Origin of the sequence: Streptomyces sp. NBC_00370, from assembly GCF_036084755.1 — a bacterium.
In the GTDB taxonomy this organism is placed as follows: domain Bacteria; phylum Actinomycetota; class Actinomycetes; order Streptomycetales; family Streptomycetaceae; genus Streptomyces.
In genome coordinates this window covers 4,121,491-4,145,142 of the sequence record NZ_CP107968.1, presented here as the reverse complement: position 1 = coordinate 4,145,142, position 23,652 = coordinate 4,121,491, and the positions used below count along the sequence as shown (strand labels likewise).

18 protein-coding genes are annotated in these 23,652 nt (G+C 71.0%); 12 read left to right on the top strand and 6 right to left on the bottom strand.

The window, feature by feature from the left end:
* Positions 1–135: 135 nt before the first annotated feature.
* On the bottom strand, positions 136–2,361 hold the full coding sequence (locus OHS57_RS18425) for a CATRA conflict system CASPASE/TPR repeat-associated protein (protein ID WP_328585101.1): 2,226 nt from the start codon (positions 2,359–2,361) through the stop codon (positions 136–138).
* Between the two features lie 66 nt (positions 2,362–2,427).
* Between OHS57_RS18425 and OHS57_RS18420 the strand changes: the two genes are divergently transcribed.
* The 3 genes from OHS57_RS18420 to OHS57_RS18410 all read left to right on the top strand — a co-directional run bounded on the left by OHS57_RS18420 (position 2,428) and on the right by OHS57_RS18410 (position 6,764).
* Positions 2,428–2,814, top strand: a complete 387-nt coding sequence (locus tag OHS57_RS18420) for a CATRA system-associated protein (RefSeq protein WP_328582696.1) — start codon at positions 2,428–2,430, stop codon at positions 2,812–2,814.
* Positions 2,811–6,179 carry a CHAT domain-containing tetratricopeptide repeat protein gene (locus OHS57_RS18415; RefSeq protein ID WP_328582695.1) on the top strand — a complete coding sequence of 1,123 codons (3,369 nt, stop codon included), beginning with the start codon at positions 2,811–2,813 and terminating at the stop codon, positions 6,177–6,179. Before OHS57_RS18420 ends, OHS57_RS18415 begins: the two co-directional genes overlap by 4 nt.
* Before the next feature lie 201 nt (positions 6,180–6,380).
* Entirely contained in the window at positions 6,381–6,764 is a 384-nt protein-coding gene (locus tag OHS57_RS18410; RefSeq protein WP_328582694.1) for a hypothetical protein, read from the top strand.
* Positions 6,765–6,850: 86 nt separating this feature from the next.
* Here the strand turns inward: OHS57_RS18410 and OHS57_RS18405 are convergent, their stop codons facing one another.
* Positions 6,851–8,524 (bottom strand): esterase-like activity of phytase family protein, encoded by a 1,674-nt coding sequence (locus tag OHS57_RS18405; RefSeq protein WP_328582693.1) that lies wholly within the window; start codon positions 8,522–8,524, stop codon positions 6,851–6,853.
* Between the two features lie 280 nt (positions 8,525–8,804).
* On the opposite strand from OHS57_RS18405, the gene OHS57_RS18400 reads away from it, so the two are divergent.
* Positions 8,805–10,181: a PP2C family protein-serine/threonine phosphatase gene (locus OHS57_RS18400; protein WP_328585100.1), complete on the top strand. Its 1,377-nt coding sequence runs from the start codon at positions 8,805–8,807 to the stop codon at positions 10,179–10,181.
* A 149-nt stretch (positions 10,182–10,330) separates the two neighbouring features.
* Here OHS57_RS18400 and OHS57_RS18395 read toward each other — a convergent pair whose 3' ends face one another.
* Both OHS57_RS18395 and OHS57_RS18390 read right to left on the bottom strand, forming a co-directional pair.
* Positions 10,331–12,622, bottom strand: coding sequence for a PAS domain-containing protein (locus OHS57_RS18395; protein WP_328582692.1), 2,292 nt, complete (start codon positions 12,620–12,622; stop codon positions 10,331–10,333).
* Positions 12,623–12,736: 114 nt separating this feature from the next.
* The gene (locus tag OHS57_RS18390; RefSeq protein ID WP_328582691.1) at positions 12,737–13,513 is read right to left on the bottom strand and encodes a TetR/AcrR family transcriptional regulator; all 777 of its coding nucleotides are present in this window, start codon (positions 13,511–13,513) and stop codon (positions 12,737–12,739) included.
* Between the two features lie 125 nt (positions 13,514–13,638).
* Between OHS57_RS18390 and OHS57_RS18385 the strand changes: the two genes are divergently transcribed.
* From OHS57_RS18385 to OHS57_RS18365, 5 genes are all read left to right on the top strand, one after another.
* Positions 13,639–14,694 carry a medium chain dehydrogenase/reductase family protein gene (locus OHS57_RS18385; protein ID WP_328582690.1) on the top strand — a complete coding sequence of 352 codons (1,056 nt, stop codon included), beginning with the start codon at positions 13,639–13,641 and terminating at the stop codon, positions 14,692–14,694.
* The gene (locus tag OHS57_RS18380; protein WP_328582689.1) at positions 14,691–15,368 is read left to right on the top strand and encodes a TetR/AcrR family transcriptional regulator; all 678 of its coding nucleotides are present in this window, start codon (positions 14,691–14,693) and stop codon (positions 15,366–15,368) included. Before OHS57_RS18385 ends, OHS57_RS18380 begins: the two co-directional genes overlap by 4 nt.
* 29 nt (positions 15,369–15,397) lie before the next feature.
* On the top strand, positions 15,398–16,069 hold the full coding sequence (locus OHS57_RS18375) for an ABC transporter permease (RefSeq protein ID WP_328582688.1): 672 nt from the start codon (positions 15,398–15,400) through the stop codon (positions 16,067–16,069).
* A 96-nt stretch (positions 16,070–16,165) separates the two neighbouring features.
* Positions 16,166–16,759, top strand: coding sequence for an SRPBCC family protein (locus OHS57_RS18370; protein ID WP_328582687.1), 594 nt, complete (start codon positions 16,166–16,168; stop codon positions 16,757–16,759).
* A 161-nt stretch (positions 16,760–16,920) separates the two neighbouring features.
* Positions 16,921–18,591, top strand: coding sequence for a serine/threonine-protein kinase (locus tag OHS57_RS18365; protein WP_328582686.1), 1,671 nt, complete (start codon positions 16,921–16,923; stop codon positions 18,589–18,591).
* A 67-nt stretch (positions 18,592–18,658) separates the two neighbouring features.
* Here OHS57_RS18365 and OHS57_RS18360 read toward each other — a convergent pair whose 3' ends face one another.
* The gene (locus tag OHS57_RS18360) at positions 18,659–19,084 is read right to left on the bottom strand and encodes a Rid family hydrolase (protein ID WP_328582685.1); all 426 of its coding nucleotides are present in this window, start codon (positions 19,082–19,084) and stop codon (positions 18,659–18,661) included.
* Positions 19,085–19,212: 128 nt separating this feature from the next.
* On the opposite strand from OHS57_RS18360, the gene OHS57_RS18355 reads away from it, so the two are divergent.
* Positions 19,213–19,731, top strand: coding sequence for a MarR family winged helix-turn-helix transcriptional regulator (locus OHS57_RS18355; RefSeq protein WP_328582684.1), 519 nt, complete (start codon positions 19,213–19,215; stop codon positions 19,729–19,731).
* A gap of 12 nt (positions 19,732–19,743) precedes the next feature.
* Here the strand turns inward: OHS57_RS18355 and OHS57_RS18350 are convergent, their stop codons facing one another.
* Positions 19,744–20,253 (bottom strand): GNAT family N-acetyltransferase, encoded by a 510-nt coding sequence (locus OHS57_RS18350; protein ID WP_328582683.1) that lies wholly within the window; start codon positions 20,251–20,253, stop codon positions 19,744–19,746.
* 75 nt (positions 20,254–20,328) lie between these two features.
* Here OHS57_RS18350 and OHS57_RS18345 point away from each other — a divergent pair, with 75 nt between their 5' ends.
* Both OHS57_RS18345 and OHS57_RS18340 read left to right on the top strand, forming a co-directional pair.
* Entirely contained in the window at positions 20,329–21,147 is an 819-nt protein-coding gene (locus tag OHS57_RS18345; protein WP_328582682.1) for a DUF1963 domain-containing protein, read from the top strand.
* A gap of 99 nt (positions 21,148–21,246) precedes the next feature.
* Positions 21,247–23,646: a tetratricopeptide repeat protein gene (locus tag OHS57_RS18340; protein WP_328582681.1), complete on the top strand. Its 2,400-nt coding sequence runs from the start codon at positions 21,247–21,249 to the stop codon at positions 23,644–23,646.
* The last annotated feature ends 6 nt before the right edge of the window (positions 23,647–23,652 follow it).

Below are 23,652 nucleotides of genomic sequence, written 5' to 3'. Positions count from 1 at the left end.
GTCAGCGGTTCCGCATGTTCCCGTGAGCACCGACGCCGCCGAGGAAGGCCCCCGCCGGTTTGCCCACAGGAGGACCGCCACCATGCAGACCCATTGATTTCCGGAGTCGGCGCCCTTCAGGGAAGACGCCGGCCGTCAGTCCGTGGGCGGCGCCGACTCCCGCGCACAGTCCAGCAACTTGGTAGCGGCGGCGTGCCAGGTCACGCGGTCGGCCATCGTCTTGCGTACCTCCGCCGCCTGCTGGAATGCCCCGGACACGCTCCACATCATGTTGCTGATGGCCCGCGCCCAGCGAGTGACGTCGTTCTTCACCTCGCGGGCCGTCGCGCCCACGTCCATCACCATCCGCTCCACCTGGTCGGGCGGCAACGTCTCGGTGAGCAGCATGCCGAGGCCGCTCCTGCTGCTCACCAGAACGGGCACTCCTGCGGTGATCGCCTCCAGTCCCACCAGGCCGAACGATTCGGCCCGGGACGGCATGAGCACCAGACTGGCCCGCGCGACATCGTCGATCACCTCCTGCGGATCGGAGCTGTAGGGCCGGGGGATGACGTGCACGGCGGGGTTGTCGATCCATTTCTCCGCCATGGTGCGGAATGCGTGGGACTCTCCCTCCGGCACTCCCCGGGCGACCAGTTCCCATCTCCCGGGGTGAGATCTTTCCGGCACGGCCTTGCCCAGTGCCCGGCAGGCGATGTCCAGTCCTTTGCCGCCGGCCACGTCCAGCCGTCCCATCAGCAGGATCTGCGGGACGGCTTCGGGCGGCGGTGGCCCGGTCACCGGGGTCCCGGTGTCGAATCCGGGGTAGATCCGCAACGGCGGCCCGAGGGCTTCATGTCTGCGCGCATGTCGCTCTCTGAGAAGCGCATTCTCCAGCCGTGCTCCTACCGGCACCGTCCGCAGGGCGCCCCGACACAGATCGAACTCCCGTTTGGTGCGTGCGGCGGTGTGGGCACCCACGTCGACTTCGCCGGGCAATTTGTACCACTCCCCCTGATCGGGCTCGACGTGGAGGAAGTGCAGCCGCTTCGAGCCCCGGAAGTGGTCCTCCGACTGCTGTCTCGCCGCCGGTCCCGTGACCCGGCCGTGGCCGATGACGAGTTCGGGTTCGAATCCGCCGGGCAGGTCAGGGCGGCGCATCAGCGTCTCAGCGCCGATATGGCCGGGGCGGGCTGCGTTGTGCAGCCGTACCCCGTGCTGCGCCGCGTGGGCACGCTCCTGGTCGGACAACTTCTCGACCAGGACATAGAGATCGGCTCCGGCCGCCACGAGCGCGATGCACAAATGCCGGTTGAACGTACTCAGACCGCCCTCCTTCGAGAACCACTCGTCGGCGACGACAAGCACCCGTACGGGCCGTTCCGACGATATGCGCCGCACGGCGGGCATCGTCTCGGTCCGGGAAGGAGCCTCTGCGCTGTGTGAGGGCTCGGCACGGCTCGCCTCCTCGGGCTGCTCCGTGCGCTCCGGAACGTCCGGCGCTTGCTTGTCACGGACCAGTTCGACCTGCGCCAGTTCGTCGTCGAGTACCTCGGTGAACCAGCCGACGAAGTTCCGGTCGTCATCGAGGACTTCGGTCGCGACGAGGGTGTCACCGGCCGGGTCGCAGACCCGAAGCGCGCGGCAGGCGTTGTCCCATGCCCTTTCCACGGAGTGGCGGGTCGCTCTCAGCTGCTCGGCCGGACCTGTCAGTTCCCGGTCCGTCCCTCCGCCGCCGTACGGCGGCCGGAGGAAGGCCCGTGAGCCGCCGTCGGCGAGACGGCTGTGGCCCGCCAACTGGTGCCGGACGGAGGTCATATGCATCAAGTACCGGACGAACACGGGCATCTCGGTCGCGTCGCCGTTCGACCACGCCCACGCGCCGAGCAGACTGTCCTCCGGAACGGTGCCGAGCAGCGACAGGTTGCGCATGGATTCCCTTTCGTCCCGCGTCCCCAGCTCCGACAGTTCCAGCTTGCCCGCCGTGGCGTCCGGTTTCTTCCCGAGCAGCAAGGTCACCCCGCCCAGGTGTGCGGGGCCGAGCGGACCGACCAGCTCGTCGAGTCGCCGGCGCAGATCCGGCCAGGTGCGCCCCGGAGCTGCGCCCAGCAGCAGCGACAGACCGAGGATCTCGTGGTCCCGGCGCACGATCGCCTGGTCGAGGCGCTTGTCGGCCTGCACGGCCGCCACCGGTACGGAGCCGTGCAGTGGCGCGTCGGGGAGGTGGTCCGGAATCCGGGTCGGAATCCAGGCGGTCACCGGTTCATCCGCTCCCTGACGCTGCCGGAACCGGTTCCAGATTCCGGCGAACGACCTCAGGCCCTGATCGGTGAGCGAACTGTCCAGAGGCACGAAAAGGTGGGCGGCGACTTCCTGCTGCACCACCGCGGGTTCGGACACGTGACAGCTCACCTCTGCGTCGCGCGAAGCGCTGGTTAGAGTAAGTCCATGCAGTCTAGAGGGGATTCACCCGGTTCGGGCATGGACGACGAGACGCTCACCCGGGCATGCGAAGTGCTCGGTGACCTCCAGGAGTGGCGGCTTCCTCCGGCGAACTGGGCGCGTCCCGCCGGCATCGTGGACAGGCTCGCGGACGCATGGAGCTCGGGTGACGCGGACGCCGTCGACGCCGCCACCGCCGCCCTGGAGATGCTCAGCCCGTACCGGGTCGAGCGCATGCGTGACTCCGCCGACGTCCCGCCGCCCAAGGTCCTCCGCGAGCGGGTGGTCACCCTGATCCATGTCATCGCGGGCGAGGACACAACTTCGGACGACGCGGTGACGGGTACGGAGGCCGCATCCCAGGACAGCGGTACGCGACCGGGCGGGCAGTGAGCGAGGCACCGGCGGGTCCGGTGACCGACTCCCCTGCCGTTGAGGGTGGTTCACCGCTGCACGTCGCCAACGACTGGCGGCTGCGGTACGAGCGGACCGGTGACGCCCACGATCTGGTACGAGCCGAGACGGCGGCCAGAGACGCCGTGCGACACCGCCGTGAACTGGGCCTCGAAGCGGTCGAGGAATTCGCGGAACTCGCCCAGATCCTGCGCTACGGCTTCGCGGCGACGGATGATCCCCGCACTGCCGCCGAGGCTGTTGCCGCCGGCCGCAGCGCGCTGGCGGAGAGCCACGGTGCCGGTCCCGACAGCGAGATCCACAAGCGACGCTGCCTGCTCGCCGGGACCCTTGTCGAGTGCCGTTTCGCGCTCCCGGACGGCGCGTTGACGGAGGCGGTGGACCTGGTGCGCGAGTCGATGGCCGCTGCTCCCCGCAGCCGTGACGTGGCGCAGATCTCCGCAGCCGTGCTCAGCGTATGGGCGGACGAGTACGGGGACCTCGACGTGTCCCGTGAGGCCGAATCGGCGGCGCGGCTCGCGGAGTCCGTGGCCGGATCCGACGAAGGGCGGAAGGCGCAGGCGGTCGACACCCTGGCGGACGTATTGCGCGAGCGCTACGACCTGACCCGCGAACTCGACGTGCTGGACGAGGCGATCGCACTCGGTGAGCGGGGTACGGAAACCGCGGACGGCCTGCCCGAGGACAGGGCGGCCCGCCTGGGGCATCTCGGCGTCACGCGGTTGATCCGCTACGAGGCGACCGGGGAGCGGGCCGACCTGGACGAGGCGATCCGGCTGCACGAGGAGGCGCTTGCGCTGATCCGGGCCGACCATCCCGATACCGGCATGCACCTGAACAACTTGGGGGCGGCGGTGGGCGAACGCGCCCGACTCCTGCGCACCGATGTTGAGTTGGACGCGGCGATCGAGCGGAGCCGCGCCGCCGTGCGCCGTCGCGCGGCCACACCGACCCGCGTCAAGCGCCTGAGCAATCTCGGCGGCGCCCTGTTCAACCGGTTCGTACGCTTCGGGGATCTGGCCGACCTCGACGAAGGCATCGACCATGAGCGTGAAGCGGTGCGACTGGCGCGTGGCGGCCCCGCCCGGTCCGGTCTGCTCGGGAACCTGGCCGGTGCGCTGGCCGAGCGGTACGACTGGCAAGGCGCCCGCGGTGACCTTGTCGAGGCGTTGGCCCTGCTGCGTGACGCCCTCGACGCCGGGCCGCGGCCCGGCACGCTCGCCAACCTGACGAACTCCTACGGTGTCGCGCTGCACGCGTGGTACGAGCTGACCGGCGACCAGGACGCGCTGGACGAGGCGCTCGGCCAACTGCGCAAGGGTGCCACGGTCGACAGCGTCACCGATCCGCAGTTCTCGCTCCGCCTGGCCAATTTGGTGACATCGTTGCAGGTGTCGTCAGCGCAGCGGGAGCACGCCGCGGCCGACGCGGTCGCCGTCGCTCGCCGTGCCCTCGTCACCCTGCGGGACGGCCCTGCGGCCGCCGCGATCCGCACCAGCCTCCTTCTCGCCCTGCATGCCCTGGGCGGGCAGGACGACGTGGACGAGGCGGTCGAGCTGGCCCGGACCCTGGTCGACGAAGCCCCCGAGGACGATCCCGGAGGCGGGCAGTCGCTGTCGAACCTCGCCTACGTTGTGAACAGCCGTTACGAGAACCGTGGTGACCCACGGGACCGCGCCGAGGTGTTGACCGCGTTGCGTGCCGCCGCCCTGAGCGAGGCCGCCGGACCCACCGTCCGGCTGCACGCGGCACGGTCATGGGGGCAGTTCGCCGCCCGGGAGGGCGACTTCGAACAGGCGGCCACCGCCTTCGCGGCAGCCGTCGAACTGCTGCCGGACGCGGCGCCCCGGCGCCTGGAGCGGCCCGACGCGCAACGATGGCTGGCCGAGTTCTCCGGACTGGCCTCCGACGCGGCCGCGATGTGGCTGGCCCGCGCCGAGCCGGAGCGGGCGATGAGCCTGCTGGAACTCGGGCGCGGAGTGCTGCTCCACCGCACCCTGGGCATCAGGGGCGACACGGCGAAGGTGCGGGAGGCGGACGCCGCCCTTGCCGACCGGTTCGAGGAGCTGCGCGACGAGCTGGACCAGCTGGATACGGTCCGGTCGCCGCTCCCCTCGATACCGTCGCCGCTCCGGGGCGGTGCGGGCGGCGTGCCCCGGCACGCCCCTGGGAGTGAGCGGAACCGTGAACGCCGCCGGGACCTGGAGGCCGAACTGGCGGCGGTGACCAGCCGGATCACCGCGCTCCCCGGCCTGGCGAGCTTCCGGCGTCCGCCGGAGACCACCGCACTGCTCGCCGAGGCGGCCGAGGGTCCGGTCGTCGTCGTGAACGTCAGCTCCTACCGTTGCGACGCTCTCCTTCTCACCTCCGGTGGCCTGCGGCACGTACCCCTGCCGGGGCTGACCGCCGAGGAACTCGACCGTACAGCCGTCGAGTTCCACCGGGACGCGGTGACCGCGCTGGATCCCCGCGCCGATCGGGGCGACGTCGAGGCCGCCGAGGCCAGACTCGGCGGAGTGCTCGACCTGCTGTGGCGGGAGGTGGCGGCCCCTGTCCTCGCCGAGCTGGGCCCGCCCGGTTCTGCCACGCGTCTTTGGTGGGTGCCGACCCAGGCGCTGTGCCAGTTGCCGTTGCACGCCGCCACCGCCGCCGACTCCGGCGAGTCGCTGGTGGACCTGACGGTCTCCTCGTACAGCCCTACCGTGACCGCACTGCATCACAGTCGGCGTCGCGCGTCAGCGGTGCTGCCGGGCGACGACGCCGTGCCCCGTGGTGCGGCTGTGATCCACGCGAGTGGCGACGGGATCGACGCACCGATGCTCCCGGCGGCGCGTCGGGAGGTACACGCGGCCGCGCGTTATCTGGGTGTCGATCCGCTCGACGCGGGGAACTGCGACCGCTCGGTCCTGACGAGTGCGCTGGTGACCTCTTCGTACCTGCACCTGGCACTCCACGCCAAGGCGGATGCCGAGGATCCCGGGGACAGCCGCTTCCTGCTCCCGGACATCGATCTGACCTTCGCCGACATCGCCGCACTGCGGAACGGATGGGGCCGCCTGGCCTACCTGTCTGCCTGCGAAACCGCACATACAGTACGGGAGTTGGTGGATGAGTCGATCAATCTCACTGCGGCGTTCCAGCTCGTGGGCTTCTCCGGCGTGATCGGAACCCAGTGGCGCGTCCCTGACGCCGTGGCCGAAACGGCCGCCCGCCGTTTTTACACCGAGCTGGCCCGCACCGACGGCGACCCGGCCCAAGCCCTTTCCCGTACCGCCCGCCATCTCAAGAGGCGCTATGCGGCCGCCCCGGCGGCGTGGGCGGCCCATCACCACGTCGGCGTCTGAGGCCGCCGGCCGCAATGAAAAGGCGTACGCCATCCGGAGGGCCGGGGCGTCCGCAGAGCGGGGCAGAGGAACTCGATTCCGCTGCCGGCGCTGTGACGGCAGGCGATGATCCGAGTGGTACGGCGCGTTCGCCGAGGTCGCGAACTCTTCCGGCGGTCCTTGGGACCGCGCCGGCCGACACCACGACATCATGGAGGCGTCATGCCGCTTTTCGGACGACGCAAGCAGCAGTCGGCCGGTCCTGTCGTACGGATCGGCCGGAAGTTCCATTCGGATGCCGGCATCGAGGCGTCCGTGGCGAACTTCCACGCCGCGGCCACCCAGCAGTTCGGGCAGGAGCCGGTCCTCACGGCGGCGCGGTGGACGGGCCCGCACCCCGCCCCTGAGCGCCTGATCGCCGCCCGCACGCCGAGTGGTACGTCCTACCTCGCTCTGTGGAGCGACGGCTCGATGTACTTCGTCGCCCCCGACTACCAGCAGCTGCCGACCCCGCCCCTGGTGGGCATGTGGAAGATGCGTGACAACTCCCTGTCCAGCACCGGCAGCGTCGAGGCGTCCGAATTCGGCGCCGACCGCGTGGGCTGAGCCGCCCCGCACCGTGCCGACGCGCCGTCGGGCCCGTCCAGTTGGCTGGGCGGGCCCGACGGCGGGGAGTGGCGGTACGCGGCGGGTCAGCGCACGCGGATGGTTACCGTGACGGTCTTGAGGACCGCCGGGAGCTTTGTCGTGTCGACCTTCAGGATCTCGCCGTTGTCGGTCTTGCCCGTGGACGGCAGCACCTTCTGGTGGACGGTCCACTTGCCGTCGGGGTCGACGGCGATGGTGTCGATGCCGAAGTCGTCGTCGTTGGACAGGTATAGCGTCTTGCCCGCGTCCGTCGTGGCGACGCCCTCGATCTTGTCGTGCGCGAAGAAGCGGCCGGTCGGGTCGAGTTGGCTGACCAGCGAGCCGACGTTGACGTACGGCTGCTTCTGCGCGACGTTGACGCCCGCGCCGGTGAGCGCGGTGAGCGCGGCGTTGGTGCCCGCGGCGCCGACGAAGGCCTCGGGGGACTTGCCGCCGATCGTCAGGCCGCTGACGTCGGTCGCGCCGTTGGTGTCGAGCTCGTAGAGGCTCTTCTGCGCGAACGGCTGGAACTTGCCGTCGCGTTCGTCGATGAGGAACTTCGTGCCGGACAGCGCGGTGATCTCGCTGTTGGCGTTGCCCGTGGTGCCCGGGTCGTCCAGCAGGTACAGGTACTGCTTCGACCGGTACGTGCGCAGGTCGATCGTGACGATGCGGCTGGGCGAGACGTTGGCGGCCTTGGTGGCGCCGAGGTCCGGCTGCTGCAGCGCGGACTGCATGACGCCGACCAGGGTCTTGCCGTCAGGCGTGACCGTCAGGCCCTCCATGCCCTTGTTCTTGACGCGGTTGGCGAGTTCGGCGGGGAGATATCCGACGATCTTGTGGTGCGCGTTGTCCGGGCTGTTCTTGTACGGGGTCAGCCGGCCCAGCTCGTAGCCGTTGGCGTCGAAGTGCGTGACGTACGGGCCGTACTCGTCCGACACCCAGAACGTACCGTCGCGCAGCGCGACGAGGCCCTCGGAATCGTAGCCGTACGCGTCCCTGGCGACGGGCACCGGCGTACCGCCGTTGGCGTTCGTCGCGGCGACGTCGTCGATGACCTCGCTCGTGTCGTGCGGCGGTCGGCCGCTGTACTTCGTGCCGCCGAGCTTCTTCGGCCCCTTCAGCGTGACCGTCTTGACCAGCCGGGCCTTGCCGTCGACGAGCTTGAACTCGCCGATCTCCGGGGTGAAGTCGAGCAGCATCTCGGACTTGTTGCCGTCGGGCGCGTCGGCGTTGGGGCCGCGGTCCGTGAGGCCGTAGAAGCGGCCCGGCTTGCCGGGCACCGGGGCGAGCGACGAGCCGAAGCCCTCGCCGGAGAGTTCGGTGGTGGTGCCGCCGGGCCCCGCGACGTGTCCGAGCGGCGGCAGCGGGGCCCCGTTCGACTGCGTGTCCTTGAACAGCTCCACGGCGTCGGTGGTGGTGTAGGTGAAGGTGTCCGTGCCCTTGAAGCCGGGCTTCGGTGTGTACGTGAACGAGCCGTCCGCCTCGACCGTCGCCGTACCGTCGGAGGGGGCGGTGTGCCGTACGACCGCGGTAGCGCCGTGGTCGTTGCGCAGCACGTTGCCGGTCAGCTTGCCGTGGCCGGAGAAGGAGTCGGCGGTCGCGCGGAAGTCGTGCGAGGGTGCCGACAGCCAGCCGGCGGCCTGAGCCGCGGCCGTACCTGCGCCCGCCACGGCAACGGTGGCGGTGATCGCTATGGCGATCCGGGTGCGCTTGCGTGAGAAGGGTCTTGAAGCCATACCCCTGAACTTGGCGGTCGGTGGTGAACACCGGGTCGGCCTTCGGTGAACCCTCGGTGCCAAAAGAAACGGTTCTGCGGAGGCAGTCCGTACCCTCGGCAGGGGGTCGCCGTACTCGCGCGCGGGCTACTGTTGCCGTGGGCCGGTGACGGCGGCGCCGAGTCTTGGCTCGCGTGCGGCGGACCGGTGGCGCCGGGCCGGCGGCGCCGGGTTTCGGACCGGCGGCGCCGGGTTTCGCCGGTCGCGGCCGGGCGGGGGGAGGGGTCCTGCGGTGCAAAGTGTGACGTTCCCCGGCGGGCTGCGCGGCGACGGTCTGCCGGCGGCCCTGTCCGACGAGCGGCGGCTTGCGGCGGTGGCGGCGACGGGCCTGCTGGACACCGGGCCCGAGCGGGAGTTCGACGATCTGGCGCGGCTGGCCGGTGCGGTGACCGGGTGTGCGCGGGCCTTCATCACCCTGGTCGACGACCGCCGTTCGTTCTGGAAGTCGTGCGTCGGTGTGGACATCCAGCAGATCGCCGGACGGCAGAACGCGGCGCGGGAGAGCTTCTGTTACTTCCTGGTCGGCCTCGAAGGCGCGCCGTTCGCCGTGGCGGACGCGGCGACCGACCCGCGCACCAGCGACCACCCCTCGGTGGCGCCGATGAAGATCGGCGCGTGGGCCGGCTACCCGATTCTGGCGCCGGGCGGCGAGGTGGTGGGCAGCATGTGCGTGATCGACGAGAACCCGCACCCCTGGCAGCCCGCCGAACTGGCCACGCTGGCAACCCTGGCCAGAGCGGTCAGCAACGAGATCAACCTGCGCACGTCGCTGGAGAACACCCGGGCCGCGCTGACGACCTCCAACCAACTGGCCCGCAGCCTCCAGGACAGCCTGCTGCCCCCGGCCCTCCCTTCGATACCCGGCCTGGACGCCGCCGCGTCCTACCTCCCCGCCGCCGGCGGCTCCGCGGTCGTGGGGGACTTCTACGACCTCTTCCAGGCGCGCGGCCCGTGGTGGTGCACGGTGATGGGCGACGTCTGCGGCAAAGGCACCGAGGCCGCCAAGGTCACGGCGCTGGCCCGCTACACGCTGCGCGCCCAGGCCACCGAGCATCTGTCGCCGGCGACCGTGCTGGACAACCTCAACACCGCGCTGCTCGAACAGCGCAAGGGCGAACGCTTCCTGACCGCCGCCTACGCCACGTTCCGCACCACCGCCACGGGCGTCTCGGGCCGGCTGTGCACGGCGGGACACCCGCCGGGGCTGATCCTGCGCGCCGACGGCCGCGTCCAGCGGACCGGCCGCCGCGGCAGCCTGCTCGGCGTCCTGCCGCAGGTGGACCTGACGGACGTACGCTTCCGCCTCGCCCCCGGCGACACCCTGCTCCTCTACACCGACGGCGCCCCGGAGGCCCGCCCCCGCCCCATCGTCCCCGGCGGCCCCCGCCCGGTCTTCGGCGACCAGGCCCTCGCCACTGCCCTGGCCGCCTGCCACGGCATGGACGCGGCGGGCACCGTACGCCACATCGGCCGCGTCCTGGCCGCGCACACCGGCGACTGGGCGAGCGACGACACGGCGCTCCTGGCACTACGCGTACGGGAACGCCCCCCGACGCAGAGGCAGACGCCTCCCGCGATCGCGACCCGGGGCCCGATACCGGCGCCGCGCCGCGCATGAGCCTGGAAGAACTCGGCGCCACGATCGGCCCCGCCACGGAGATCCTGACGGTGACGGAACCGGGCAACCGCCACAACTGGCGGCCTACGTAAGCGAACACCTCACGTCCTGGGCCCACTGAGCACCGGCGGCGGGCGGGTGCGCGGGGCTCAGTCCTCGTCTTCCAGGGGCTGTTCGGCCCAGATGGTTTTGCCGTTGGACGAGCGGCGGGTGCCCCATTTGTGGGTGATCTGCGAGACGATGAACAGCCCGCGACCGCCTTCGTCGGTCACCCTGGCGTGTCTGAGGTCGGGGGTCACGGTGCTGGAGTCGCCCACCTCGATCGTCAGGGACTGGTCGAGGATGAGCCGCAGCGTGATGGGCGGCGTGCCGTACCGCACCGCGTTGGTGACCAGCTCGCTCACCAGCAGGCCCGCCGAGTCGACGCTGTCGTCGGAGACGGGGTGGGGGAGTCCGGTCAGCCAGCGCCGGGTCAGCCGGCGGGCCTCGGAGGCGGCCCGGTCCTCCTGGGGCAGTTCCCACACGGCGGTGTTGTCGGACGACAGTTGGTGGGTGCGGGCCAGCAGCGCGGTGCCTGTGTGGCGCGGACTGGCTGCCAGCCGGGTGAACAGGCCGTCCGCCAGGTCCTGCGCCGAGTCGTACACGGCCAGGAGCCGGCTGACGACTTCCGTGCTCAGCGCCTGGTCCAGGTCGTCACCGGCGAGGATGAGGGTCGTACCGCTCTCCAGGTTACGGCCCGCCATCGCGAACGGCGCGGTGTCGGGGGCTCCCAGGCGCGGACCGACCGGTGCGTCGATCCGGTCGACACGGCCGTCCGGGCCGATCACCCGGGGCCCGCGCTGTCCGGCGCAGGCGACGCGGCAGGCCTGCGCCACCGGATCGTAGACGGCGAAGGTGCAGCTGGCGGTCAGTGCGTCGGCGGGGCCCGTCGTCCGCTGGTCGTCGGACAGCCGGGTCACGGTGTCGCCGAGCCGGGCGAGCAGTTCGTCCGGCTCGAGTTCCAGGTCGGCGAGGGCGCGCAGGGCCGTACGCATATGTCCCATGATGGCGAGGGCATGCGCCCCGGCGCCGTCGACCTCGCCCACGGCCAGCGCGCAGCGGGCGCCCGACAGCGGGATGACGTCGAACCACGTGTGGCTCTCCGAACTGGGTGACAGCGCCACGTACGCGGTGTCGATGCCCAGTTGCGGACTGGGCCGCTTCGGCAGGAGCTTGCGGTGCACGGTCGAGGCCAGGGCACGGTCGTGCGCGGCGCGGCGCGCGTTGTCGAGGCAGAGCGCCGCGTGCGTGGCGCTGTCCGCGACGGCCGTCAGGTCGTCCCTGGTGAACGGCTCGGAGTCGCCGCAGCGCAGCAGCCGTAGCAGTCCCAGCACCCGGCCGCGGACGGTGAGCGGGGCCACGATCATGGTGTGGGCGCGGGCCTGGGCCCGGGAGTCGGCGGGGTCGGTGCGGCTGCCGTCACCGCTCTCGTCGTCGGCGCCCGCCCGTACGAGTACCGGACGCTCCTCGCGCAGCGCCTTGTTGACCGCGGCCTCCTCCCCGACGGCGCTCACCTCACCGATGCCGATGCCGATGCCGATACCGGTCTCCACGTCTGCGTCGGCGGACCCGCTCGTACGGAAAGCAGCGCGGCGTAGCAGCAGCTTCTCGGTGTCCACAGGCCGCAACGGCGGATAATCGCCACCTGCGACCTGTTCGGTGAGCGTGACGAGAGCGATGTCCGCGAAATCGGGCACCAGCGCGTCGGCGAAGTGCTGGCAGCTCTCCGTCACTTGGAGGGAGCGGCCGACGAGTTCGCGGACCCGGGAGACGCAGTCCGCCCGCTCGCGGTCGCGTTCCCTGCGGGTCACTTCCAGCAGCGTCATGGCCAGTCCGAGCGGCTCCCCGTGCGGCCCGGACAGGCGGAAGGCGGAGACGGAGTAGTACTGCCGCCTGCGGGGACGGACCGTGGTGAAACTCGTGACCAGCCGGGAGAACACCGGTGTCCCGGTCTTCAGCACCTCGCGGGCCGCCGCGACCTCCCGCGCCGGGTCCTCCAGGTCGTACGCCTCGTCGAGCGGTCTGCCGAGGAGCTTGTCGGCCGAGTCGCCGTACATCGCCCGGGCCGCGGCGCTGGCCCGTACGAGCCGCAGGTCCTGGTCGAGGACGATCAGGCCCAGCTGCGACTCGGCGAAGAGCGCCCGTACGAGCGCGCCCTCCAGGTCGGGGCCGGCGGCGCGCTGTCCCGAGCCGGCGCCGTCGTACGGGTAGATCTCCCACCCTTCGGCATCCGGCCGGGGCACCGCGCGCAGTGGCACGCCGGATCCGGCGACGGCCTCCGCCGCGCCACGGTTCCGTACCCGTACCGCAGGACTGCCGAAGAGCCGGGCGGCGGCGTCGCTCCACGAGGTGACCCGTCCGGCGTCGTCCACGGTGAACAGCGGCTCCGGCGTCCGTTCCATCGATGCCTGCCGATCTGGCGTCCGATGTCCACGCCGGTGGCTTGTCCGTCCCCTCACATCATCGCCGCGAACGGGTCGTCCGTCCTGTTCGGAGGCTCGGAAGCGGCCCGGCCACTACGCCGGCGGCCGTACGTCCGTGAAGTGCGCGAGCGCGGTGATGACCCGCTCGGCGATGTCCGGCGGCCAGCGGAAGGAGGGGGCGACCGCCTGCTGGTGGGCGAGACCGTGCAGACCGAGCCAGAGCGCGACCGCGTCGGCGGCCAGATCGGTGCTGGTCGCGCGGCCGGCGGCGACACAGCCGCCGAGGGCTTCGGCGAGCCGCCGCATGCTGGCCTGACCGAGGGTCGCCACGTCCTCCTCGGTCACGGAACTCGCGTCCAGGTCGGGTGTCCAGAGCCCGCCGAACATGGCGCGGTAGCGGCCGGGGTGCGCGCGGGCGAACGCCAAGTAGCTGTGGCACAGGGCCGTCAGCCGTTCACGGGGCGCGTCGCCAGCAGAGTCCTCAGCCGGGTTCGCGGCAGAGTGCTCAGCCGGGTTCGCGGCGGTGTCCGCGGCAGCCTCTACGGCAGTGCCCGTGGCGGTGTCCGCGGCAGCCTGTGCGGAGGTGCCCGCAGCAGTGTCCGCCGCGCCCAACTGCTCGTCCAGCTCGGCGAAGGCGTTACGCACCACGGCCAGCATGATGGCGGGCTGGTCCGGAAAGTGCCGGTAGATCGACGGGGCCGCGATCCCGACGCGCCGGGCGACGGAGCGCAGGGTGACGGCGCCCGCGTCACCGGCCTCGTCGAGCAGGTCGACCGCCGCCGTCACGATCTCGTCGCGCAGCCGATCGCCCTGCCCGCGGCGATTGCGAACGCGGCTCCGCGTCGCTGCTGCTGATGTATCGGGTCTCATGGCTTCACCTTACGCTCTGAACCTTACGAGCGTTGCCTCTTGCGCACACCCCCTAACGTGCGTAGCCTTACGGTCGTAAGTTCAAGCGGGGCCGACCGGGTCCCGCCCAACCGATCGGACCTCTCATGAACACAACGACGCTCGTCACCCACGTCACCGAGATCGTCCTCCCCGGTGAGGTCGAGCCGGACGGTCTGCGGGTCACCACCCGCGACCTCCCGGACCCCGCAGCCGGGCAGGTCGTCCTGCGGATGGAGGCGACCGGAGTCGCGTTCGCCGAGCAGCAGATGCGGCGCGGCAAGTACTACGACCAGCCGCCGTTCCCCTTCGTGCCCGGGTACGACGTGGTGGGTACGGTCACCGCGACCGGGCCCGGTGTGGACACCGCGCTCGCCGGACGCCGGTTCGCGGCCGTCACGAAGACCGGCGCGTGGGCCAGCCATCTGGTGGTCGACGCCGAGGACCTGATGCCGGTGCTCGACGGGGTCTCCCCGGCTGCCGCCGAGACCGTACTCGTCAACGGCATCACCGCCTGGCAGATGCTGCACAGGACGGCCAAGGTCCGCACCGGCGGGACCGTCGTCGTGCTCGGTGCCAACGGCGGCGTCGGCTCCACCCTCGTACAACTGGCCCGGCACGCGGGCATCACCGTGATCGGCACGGCCTCGCCGCGCCACCACGCCACCGTGCGCGAGCTGGGCGCGACGCCGGTCGACTACCGCGACCCCGACATGTACGCCAAGATCCGGGAGTTCGCACCCGACGGCGTGGACGCGGTCTTCGACCACGTCGGCGGCGCCGGCCTGGAACAGTCGTGGCGGCTGCTGCGCCGCGGCGGCACACTCGTCTCGTACGGTACGGCGGCGACGAAGGACGACGAGGGCAACTCGCAACTCCCGGTGCTGAAGGTGTTCGCGCGGCTCGCGGCGTGGAACTCCCTGCCCAACGGCAGGAGCGCGCACTTCTACAACTACTGGGCGGGCCGCCGCCGTCGGGCGATGTGGCAGCGGCGGCTGAACGAAGACCTCGCCCAGGTACTGCGGTTGGTGGCCGACGGCTCCCTGGTTCCGCAGATCGCGGCGGAACTCCCCCTGACCGAGGCGGCGTCGGCGCTGGAACTCGCCGAGTCCCGTACGGTCCTGGGCAAGGTCATCCTCGTACCTGACCCGCACCAGGCATGAACGCGGAAGCGGGGACCGGTGCGGACGCGGGCGCGGAGTCGTCTGCGGGTACGGGGGCAGCCGCCGAACCGTCCAGGGTCCGGCCGAGGAACCGGCGGGGCGAGGGCGGCAGGCTACGCGCCGACATCCTCGCCGCCACGGCCGAACTGCTCGACGCGGAGGGCGGCGACGAACGCGCCGTCACCCTGCGGGCCGTCGCCCGCAGAGCGGGCATCGCCGCGCCCTCGATCTACCCGCACTTCCACGACAAGCCGGCCCTCATGCTCCAGGTGGTACGGCAGGCCTTCGCCGAACTCTCCGTCCGGATCAGGGCCGCCCTCGACCGCGCGGGCGACGATCCACGGGAGCGGCTGAGCGCCGTATGCCTGGCCTACCTCGCCTTCGCCCACGACCACCCCGAGCGGTACCGCGTCATGTTCGGCGGGTCGTGGAACCCCCTCGCCGGGTCCGGGAGTGAGGAAACGGTCGGCGAGGAGCCGATGCGGATCCTCGCCGACTCCATCGGCGACTGCGTCGCCGCGGGGCACTGCACCAGCACCGACCCGGCCGCCGACGCGGTCGCGCTGTGGCTGGGCCTGCACGCACTCGCCCACCAGCGGGCCGTCGCCACGGCGTTCCCCTGGCCAGCGGACATCGTCCAGCGCATCGCCGTATCCCTGTCCCACCTCGTGTGAACCCTCGCCCCTGCCCAGGAGACACCGCCATGACCCCCACCAGCCCCGCCACGGCCGCTGCCGCCGCGACCGATCCCGCTGCCACGCGTATCGCCGGCCCCGCCGCCATGGACAGCGCCGGCACCGGCCCCCGCCCCGCCCCCCGCCTCGGCCCCGGTCAGATCGACAACCGCGCCACGTACATCTCCTTCGGGCTCGCGTACCTCCTCGGGCACGGCGCCGCAGCACTCTCCCGGGGCGACGACCCCCTGGTCGGGCTGCCCGAGTGGCTGCCGACAACGCTGCTCGGGATTGGTCTCGCGATCGGCACGGTGTACGCCACGATCGCCGCGCTCCGCGCCCAACGCGGCGCAGACCAGCCGGAAGTGCTCAGCGGCAGGCTCCTCGGCCTCGCCTGGGTCGTGGCCTTCGCCGCCCTTTTCCTGGCCATCACGGGACTCACCGCCACCACCGATGTGCCCGACCTGGCCGACATGCTCTGGCCCGCCGGATCCGGCCTCGTCGTCGGCCTGATCTACATCGCGGAAGGCTCGGTGCGCCGCAACCTCCTCCACTACAGCCTCGGCACCTGGCTCGCCCTGACCTCGTCCGCCGCCCTCCTCCTCGGCACGCCCGGCCTGTACCTGGTCCTCACGGTCGCGGGTGGCGGTGCGTACGCGGTGGCCACGGTCCTGGAACACCGGCGCCTGGCTGCCGCCTGACCGCCGTACTTCACACCCCACACCTCACACCCCCTTTCGCAGACGCCACACCACCTTCTCCACACACCGATCTCCACACACCGAAAGAAGCGAACAATGCTGATCACCACACGACGCAGGCTTTTCATGGGCATCGGTGCCGCCGCCCTCGGCGCGACGGCGACGCTGGCCGTCCAGCCGGCCGCGGTGGCGGACGAGGCGCGGCCGAGTGCCCGTACGTTCCAGGAATGCCGGGGCCTGACCGTCGACAAGCACGCCCCCGTGATCAGCACGGCCAGTGTCTTCGTCAAGGCGTCGCCGAAGACGGTCTGGCGTCTGCACACGGACATCGACAACTGGTCCTCGTGGATCCCGGAGATCACCCCGGCCCAGAAGAAGACCCCAGGACCGCTGCGGCCGGGCTCGGTCTTCGAATGGTCCCCGCAGGGCATGCACGTCACCTCGACGGTCAAGAAGGTCAGGACCGAACGGTGCACTGCCTGGGCCGCACCGGTGAACGGCATAGCCGGCGTACACCTGTTCACCTTCAAACCGGTCAAGGGCGGCGTGATCGCCACCACGCAGGAGTCCTGGTCGGGCGCCCCCGCCGAAGCCGACATCCCCGGCAACCAGGCAAGCCTCGACACGGGCCTCAGGGACTGGGTGAACCGCCTGAAGGAAACAGCCGAGACGCAGCACGCCTGCCACTGACTGCGACAGTCGTCGACGAGAAGCCCCGGTCCACGTCGGCCCGGGGCTTCTCATCTTCGTGGCAGCCGCTTCAACGCCCCCGCCCCGGTCCCGCCGCGTCATGATCGTGCCCGTTAGGCTGCTGGCGTTGGCCCATGCGTCAGAACGGGGGGAGCAGGCCGATGGATCACGCGACGAATGTTTTCCAGCCCCTTCAGGCGGGCGACCCGCTGGTGGTGGCCGGTTACCGGCTCGCCGCCCGGCTGGGCGCGGGGGGTATGGGACGGGTCTACCTCTCGCACACCCACGGCGGCCGGCCCGTGGCGATCAAGGTGGTACGACCGGAGCTGGCGGACGACCCGGACTTCCGGCGGCGGTTCGGCCGGGAGATCAAGGCGGCCCGGCGGGTCCGGGGGGCGTACACGGCCGAGTTGATCGATGCCGACGCCGACGGCGTACCGCCCTGGCTGGCCACGTTGTATGTGCCCGGGCCGTCCCTGACGGACGCGGTGGCCCAGAACGGTCCGCTGCCGGTGCCCGCGGTGCTGTGGCTGATGGCAGGGGTCGCCGAGGCGTTGCAGGCCATCCACGCCGAGGGCGTCGTCCACCGGGACCTGAAGCCGTCGAACGTGCTGCTGGCGGCCGACGGGCCACGGGTGATCGACTTCGGTATCGCGACGGCCGCCGACGGAACCGCGTACACGGCGACCGGAAACGCGATCGGCACGCCCGCCTTCATGGCCCCGGAGCAGGCGTCGGGGGACGAGGTCACGGCGGCGACCGACATCTTCGCCCTCGCCCAGACGGCGGCGTTCGCCGCACTGGGCAGGCCGCTGTACGGCGAAGGCTCGGGCGTCCAGGTCATGTACCGGATCGTGCACTCGGAACCCGAACTGGACCTGCTGCCCGAGCCGTTGCGTCCGCTGTTCGCCCGCTGCCTGGCCGCCGATCCGGCGGAGCGGGCCACCCCGGCGGAGGTCGTGGAGTGGTGCCGTCAGCGCTTGGCGGCGGCCGACGCGGGCGGTGGTCCTGCGGTGTGGCGGGAGATCACCGGGCCGGAGATCGCGGTGCCGGCGCCGGTGTCGGCCCCCACCCCGGTGCACCCGCAGCCGTTCACCGGATCCCCGTACCCCCCGGCCGGGTGGATATCGCCGACGCTGGAGGACCAGAAGGTACGCAGGCGGCGTACCGCCCTGCTCACGGCCGCCGGTGTGGTGGGAGGCGTGCTGCTGGTGGGGCTCCTGGCCTGGGGAGTCATGGACGCGACGGGCCGGGACGACGATCACCGGAACACCGCCGACTCGTCGGCGTCCTCGCCGGCCTCCACGCGCGGATCCTCGTCGGATTCCGGAAGGTCGAGAGATTCGGGGGATGCGGGGGATGCGGCGGACTCCTCGAAGTCCTCGGGAGCTGTGGGCGCCGGTGAAAACGCGGCCGGCAGTTCGCCGTCCTCCCCGGCGTCGCCCTCGGATCCGCGACCCGAGGGGTACGGCCAGGTGACGCTGGACGCGAAGGAGCCGTTGAGCCTCAAGAACCCACGCAAAAAAACGAAGGCCGACAAGGGAGATATCCGTTTCGGCTGCCGGTCCTACGACTGTGCGCTGGAGAGCGACGCGAGCTTGTTCGTCCAGATCTTCGGCGACCCGGGTACCACCCTCGACGAGTGCCGTCTCATCGTCAACCACTCGAAGCAGCACCGCCTCCCGCTCGCCGCCGCAGCACGCGGCACCGAAATCTGCATCAAGGACCCGGCGGGGGACATCGCGCTGTTCGTGGTCGGGACGAAGTCGACCGCCATCCCGGACCTCGCCTTCCTCGACGGCGACTTGACGATCTGGCGAGGCGCCGCCTAAGCGCGGCCTGCGCGCCGCCTAGCCGCTGCCCGGTGGAGCGACCACCGCATGGCCGCCCACCGGTGGTTCAGTTCCCGGAGCCGACGATGGCGGTGACGCGGATCTCCACGCGCATCGCGGCGAGGCCGAGGACCGTCACACCGGTCTCGGTCCAGATCGGCGCGCGGCCGTCGAGGCGACGGCGGAACTGCTCGGCCATGACCCCGTTGTGGTCGTCGCCGATGACGTCATCTCCCGGCGCCACCTTGTGGTACGAGTTGATGTGGATGACGTCCTTCCATGTCGCGCCGACCGTGGCGAGTGTGCGCTCCACGTTGTCGAAGGCCAGGACGATCTCGTCCTCCAGCGCGTCGGGGACGACCAGGTCGTCATCCACCCCGGCCTGGCCGGAGATCTCGACCCGGTCGTCTACGCGGACAGCCCCGCTGTAACCGAGGGCCGCGTGCAGCTTCTCGCCGAAGCCCGGGGTGACGCCGAAAGTGACGGTGCTCATGATGCTTCTTCTTCCTGTTCGCAGGGGTGCGTTTTCACTCCGATGAGTTCACGCGTAAAGTGAGACTAGCGCGCGATGACTTCAAGCGCAAAGTCATGACGGGCTTCGCGGGAGGGGAAGGAAGATCCATGAGCGACACGGCAGGGCGCACAAGCGACACGGGCGGACACGAGGACGTCGTGGACGACGAGGAGCTGCGATGGCTCGACGAGCAGGAGAAGGCGGCGTGGACGGGGCTGATCTCACTCGTCCTGCTGCTGCCCGGCAAGCTGGAGTCGCCGCTACGGCAGGAACACGGCCTGACCCTGTTCGAGTACCTCGTGCTCAGCCATCTCTCCGAGGCCCCGCAGCGCAAGCTGCGGATGGGTGAACTCGCCTTCCTCGCCAGCGGGTCGCTCTCCCGCCTGTCCAACGTCGTCAAACGCTGCGAACAGCGCGGCTGGGTCGTACGGACACCCGACCCGGCCGACGGCCGCTACACCCTCGCCGAACTCACTGAAGCCGGCTTCGACATCGTGCGTCTGGCGGCGCCCACCCACCTGCGCTCGGTTCGCCGCACCGTCCTCGACTCGCTCAACACGACCGACCAGAAAGCTCTCGCCCGTATCGCGGAGAAACTCCACATCGTCCCCGACGACTTCGGCTGACGACGGAAGGCCCTAGGTCGTGTGGCCGTCGGTTCGGCGCAGGTCGTGGAGGTAGATGTGGAAGGGGTCGCGGGTGAATCCCTCGGCCTCGTAAAGGTGTTGGGCCGTGTGGTTGTCGTAGGCGGTGTCGAGCTGCACCCCGCTCATCCCGGCCTCGCGCGCCCTGCGGACCACGTCGCGCACCAACGCCCTGCCGACACCGCGGCGGCGGCCGGCGGGGGGCACGTACAGGTCGCTCAGCAGCCAGGACGGTGCCATGTCGAGTGACGAGATCATCGGATACACCTGCGCGAACCCGAGCGCCCCGGCCCCGGCCCCGGCCTCGGAGGCGGAGGCGGAGGCGAGCAGGATCAGGGAGTCCCGCTCCTTCAGCCGCTCGGCGATGAAGGCGCGCGGCCGGTCCGGGTCCTGCGGCTGCACCTCGTAGAAGTCGAGGTACAGCCGGAACAGTTCGGCTGCCGCGTCGAGGTCCGCTTCTTCAGCGACGCGGATCGCGACTTCGGTAGGACCAGGACCGTTCACACTCGACCTCCGTGTCGGCAAGCTCGGCTCATCTCTGAGGCTAAGTGTGTCAGTGCCTGCCGGTACGTTTCTCGCATGAAGCCAGAGATGCTGGACAAGCTCGGCCCATTCCGCGAAGAGGCACTGGCCCGGGGAATTCCGTCCGACGATGTGGAACGGTGGATCGGCATAGCCCGGCCCTGCGCGACGCTGTCCGAGGCCCGGAACGGACCGGTCGTTGCCCAGTTCGGCGGCCCTTTGCTGCTTCCCGTCGACACCCCGGATCCCCGGTTCCCGTTCGTCGCCTCCATCGACTGTGCGGCCCTGCCCGAGGGCGTGACGGATCTCCCGCTGCCCCCCGACGGACAGTTGCTGTTGTTCGCCTTTCCCGACAACGAGGACATTGCCTCCATGGGGGAGGTGGTCTACATACCGGCCGGTGCGGCCGTCGAAGAGCGGGCGAAGGATGCCCACTTCTTCGCCGAGATCCCCGACTACCGGGAGGTCTGCCAGGCTTTCCCGCAAGGCCCGCTGACTATCGCCGCCGCCAATGTGTCCCTGCCGTACCACTGTTGGATCGAGCTCCCCGACGAACCCTGGAGCGCACCGCTCCCCGGGCACCCGCACTCCGAGCAACTGCTCGCGGCGTGGCTGGACAAGGAGGAGGACATCACCACCCCCGGGGCGCTGCAGATCGGCGGATACGCCTGGGACGAGTACACCGAGATCGACCCGGTCGCGAAGGCGGCTTCGCTCGCCGCGGAGCAGCCGGGCGAGGACTGGGTGTTGCTCGCCCAATGGGATCCCGGCATCAGCGGCAGGGAAGGAACCTCCGTCCACTGGGTGATCCGGCGGGACGATCTGGCAGCGCGACGCTTCGACCAGGTGCAGGTCGGTGTGTTCTGGAATCCCTGACCGTCGCCGCCGGCCAACAGGGAGAGGACAGAGGACCGTCGCGCCACCTGCCGCCGCGCCGTCTGTCAGAGCCGTTGCCCCGCTGCCAGACTGAAGCGCATGGCTGGCAGTGCGCGTCCGTCGATGCAAGAGCTCATCAACCTGCGCCGACATGCGGGGTTCGTCGGACGGCGCAGTGAACTCGCGCTGTTCCGGGCGAACTTCGACACGCAGCCGGAAGACCTGGAGCACCGGTTCGTGTTCCACGTCCATGGCAACGCGGGCGTGGGCAAGACGACTCTGGTACGCGAGTTCGTCAGGACCGCGCGCGAGCGCCAGGCGCTCACCGCCACCGTCGACGAGTCCGTGAACAGCGTGCCGGAGGTGCTGGAGGCGCTGGCCGACCAGTTCGCACGGCTGGGGCACCCGCTCAAGGCTCTCGACCGGGCGCTCGCGACCTACCGCCGCCGGCGGGACGAGGCGTCGGCCGCGTCCCTCGCGCAGCCCGAGCAGGGTCCGACGGCAGGATCGCTCGCCGTCGCGCAGGCCGGGCTGGTCGGCCTCGGCATGGTTCCGGGGGTCGGAGCGCTCACCGGAGCCGTCGACCCAGCTCAACTCGCCCGCGGCGCCGACCACGTACGGGCCGCTCTCGGTACCCGTACGAGCAGGCAGGAGGACGCGCGGCTGCTCACCGACCCGCTCCGCGTCCTCACGCCGACCCTGGTCGCCGAACTGGACCGCGTCGCGTCCCAGGCTCCGTGGATCGCCGTCTTCTTCGACACGTACGAGCGCACCGGGCCGTTCCTCGACACGTGGCTGCGCGATCTCGTCATCGGCGGACCGTACGGCTCGCTGCCCGCGAACGCCGTGATCACCCTGTCCGGGCAGGGCCCGCTCGCCCCCAACTGCTGGGCGGACTGCGCCGACCTGGTGACCGAGGTGCCGCTCACGCCGTTCACCGAGTCCGAGGCGCGGCAGTTTCTCACCGCGAAGGGAGTGGTGGACGACACGGTGGTGCGGGATGTGCTCAGGCTGTCCCGGCGGCTGCCCGTCCTGCTCTCGACCCTCGCCGTCGCCGAGAACGCCGCAGGTCCGGGCGGTGTGGACGACCCCAGCGCCACCGCCGTCGAGCGCTTCCTGAAGTGGGAGCGGGAACCGACCCGCCGCGCGGCGGCTCTCGCCGGAGCGTTGCCACGGCGGTTGAACGAGGACATCTTCACGTCCGCTGTCGGCGACGCGGGCGGTGCCGACCCGACCGCGCTCTACAGCTGGCTGCGCACCATGCCCTTCGTGAGCGACAGCGGAGGCTTCGCGCACTACCACGACGTGGTGCGCGACCCGATGCTGCGGCTCCAGCGTTCCGTGTCGCCCGATCGGTGGCGTACGGCCCACGACCGGCTGGCGGAGTCGTTCGGACAGCGGCGGGAGTCGGCGGGGGCGGGGCTGCAGACCTGGGAGCAAGTGGAGTCGGAAGCATGGTGGGTCGAGCGCCTGGAGGAGATCTACCACCTGTTGTGTGCGCAGCCGCGCCTGGCCTTCGCGCGGGCACTGGGAGACGGTCCCGCTGCATGCGCGGCAGGAGCGGAGTCGGCACGACGGTGGGCTCACGTCTTCACCGAAGCCGGTGAGGCGGTGGCGGACGACGCGTTGCGCGACTGGGGATCCCACTGTCTGGCCGCGTTGGGGGACGAACAGCGCGGTGTCGAGAAGCTGCTCGGAATGCTCCTGTCCCGGGCGGAACTTGACGACGCGGGCCGCGCCCTCGCGTTCATGATTCGTGGTGAGGGCCACAGCGACGAGGCGAGGTACACGGACGCCTTCGAGGACTTCGACCGGGCGATCGGCCTGGCCCCGCGGTGGGCTCGGCCCTACACGGGGCGAGCACTGGTGCATCGGGCGCTCGGTGAGTACGAGAAGGCGCTGGAGGATCACGACCGGGCCGTCGAGCGGCGGGTGTTTGGTACGCGCCCCTTCTGGCACCGGGGCGAGACGAACAGGCTGGCGGGTCGCCCCGAGGCGGCGATCGCGGACTTCGACCAGGTGCTCGTCATCGACCCCGGCCATGTCCTGGCACTGGCCAGCCGGGCGCGTACGGCACACACCCAGGGTCGGTCCGCGGCAGCGCTGGCCGACCTCGATCTCGCCCTCGACATCAAGCCCGACCACATCTGGTCCCTGGTACGCCGTGCTCAGGTACGGCGCTCGCTCGACGACACCGGCGGCGCACGGGCCGACCTGGACAGGGCGCTGGCGCTGTCACCACGCAATCCCTGGATCGTGGGAGAACGAGGCGAACTGTTGCGACAGGAAGGGCGGTTCGAGGACGCGATCGCCGAGTACGACCGGGCGCTCGCCCTCGACCCGGGATACGCCTGGGCGGTGGGCAGCCGGGCGATGGCGCACGAGGCGCTCGGCAGACGGGTGGAGGCGCTGGCCGATCTCGACCGCGCCCTCACGATGAAGCCTTCTTACCGCTGGGCCGCCGACCAGCGTGAACGGATCCTCGCCGCAACGCTGTGACGGCTC

Excerpts from the sequence above, each read along its gene's own strand:
- OHS57_RS18340 (WP_328582681.1), top strand. The coding sequence starts at position 21,247 with ATGGCTGGCAGTGCGCGTCCGTCGATGCAAGAGCTCATCAACCTGCGC.
- OHS57_RS18395 (WP_328582692.1), bottom strand. The coding sequence starts at position 12,622 with ATGGAACGGACGCCGGAGCCGCTGTTCACCGTGGACGACGCCGGACGG.
- OHS57_RS18375 (WP_328582688.1), top strand. The coding sequence starts at position 15,398 with ATGACCCCCACCAGCCCCGCCACGGCCGCTGCCGCCGCGACCGATCCC.
- OHS57_RS18360 (WP_328582685.1), bottom strand. The coding sequence starts at position 19,084 with ATGAGCACCGTCACTTTCGGCGTCACCCCGGGCTTCGGCGAGAAGCTG.
- OHS57_RS18390 (WP_328582691.1), bottom strand. The coding sequence starts at position 13,513 with ATGAGACCCGATACATCAGCAGCAGCGACGCGGAGCCGCGTTCGCAAT.
- OHS57_RS18385 (WP_328582690.1), top strand. The coding sequence starts at position 13,639 with ATGAACACAACGACGCTCGTCACCCACGTCACCGAGATCGTCCTCCCC.
- OHS57_RS18410 (WP_328582694.1), top strand. The coding sequence starts at position 6,381 with ATGCCGCTTTTCGGACGACGCAAGCAGCAGTCGGCCGGTCCTGTCGTA.
- OHS57_RS18380 (WP_328582689.1), top strand. The coding sequence starts at position 14,691 with ATGAACGCGGAAGCGGGGACCGGTGCGGACGCGGGCGCGGAGTCGTCT.
- OHS57_RS18345 (WP_328582682.1), top strand. The coding sequence starts at position 20,329 with ATGAAGCCAGAGATGCTGGACAAGCTCGGCCCATTCCGCGAAGAGGCA.
- OHS57_RS18420 (WP_328582696.1), top strand. The coding sequence starts at position 2,428 with ATGCAGTCTAGAGGGGATTCACCCGGTTCGGGCATGGACGACGAGACG.
- OHS57_RS18370 (WP_328582687.1), top strand. The coding sequence starts at position 16,166 with ATGCTGATCACCACACGACGCAGGCTTTTCATGGGCATCGGTGCCGCC.
- OHS57_RS18365 (WP_328582686.1), top strand. The coding sequence starts at position 16,921 with ATGGATCACGCGACGAATGTTTTCCAGCCCCTTCAGGCGGGCGACCCG.
- OHS57_RS18355 (WP_328582684.1), top strand. The coding sequence starts at position 19,213 with ATGAGCGACACGGCAGGGCGCACAAGCGACACGGGCGGACACGAGGAC.
- OHS57_RS18405 (WP_328582693.1), bottom strand. The coding sequence starts at position 8,524 with ATGGCTTCAAGACCCTTCTCACGCAAGCGCACCCGGATCGCCATAGCG.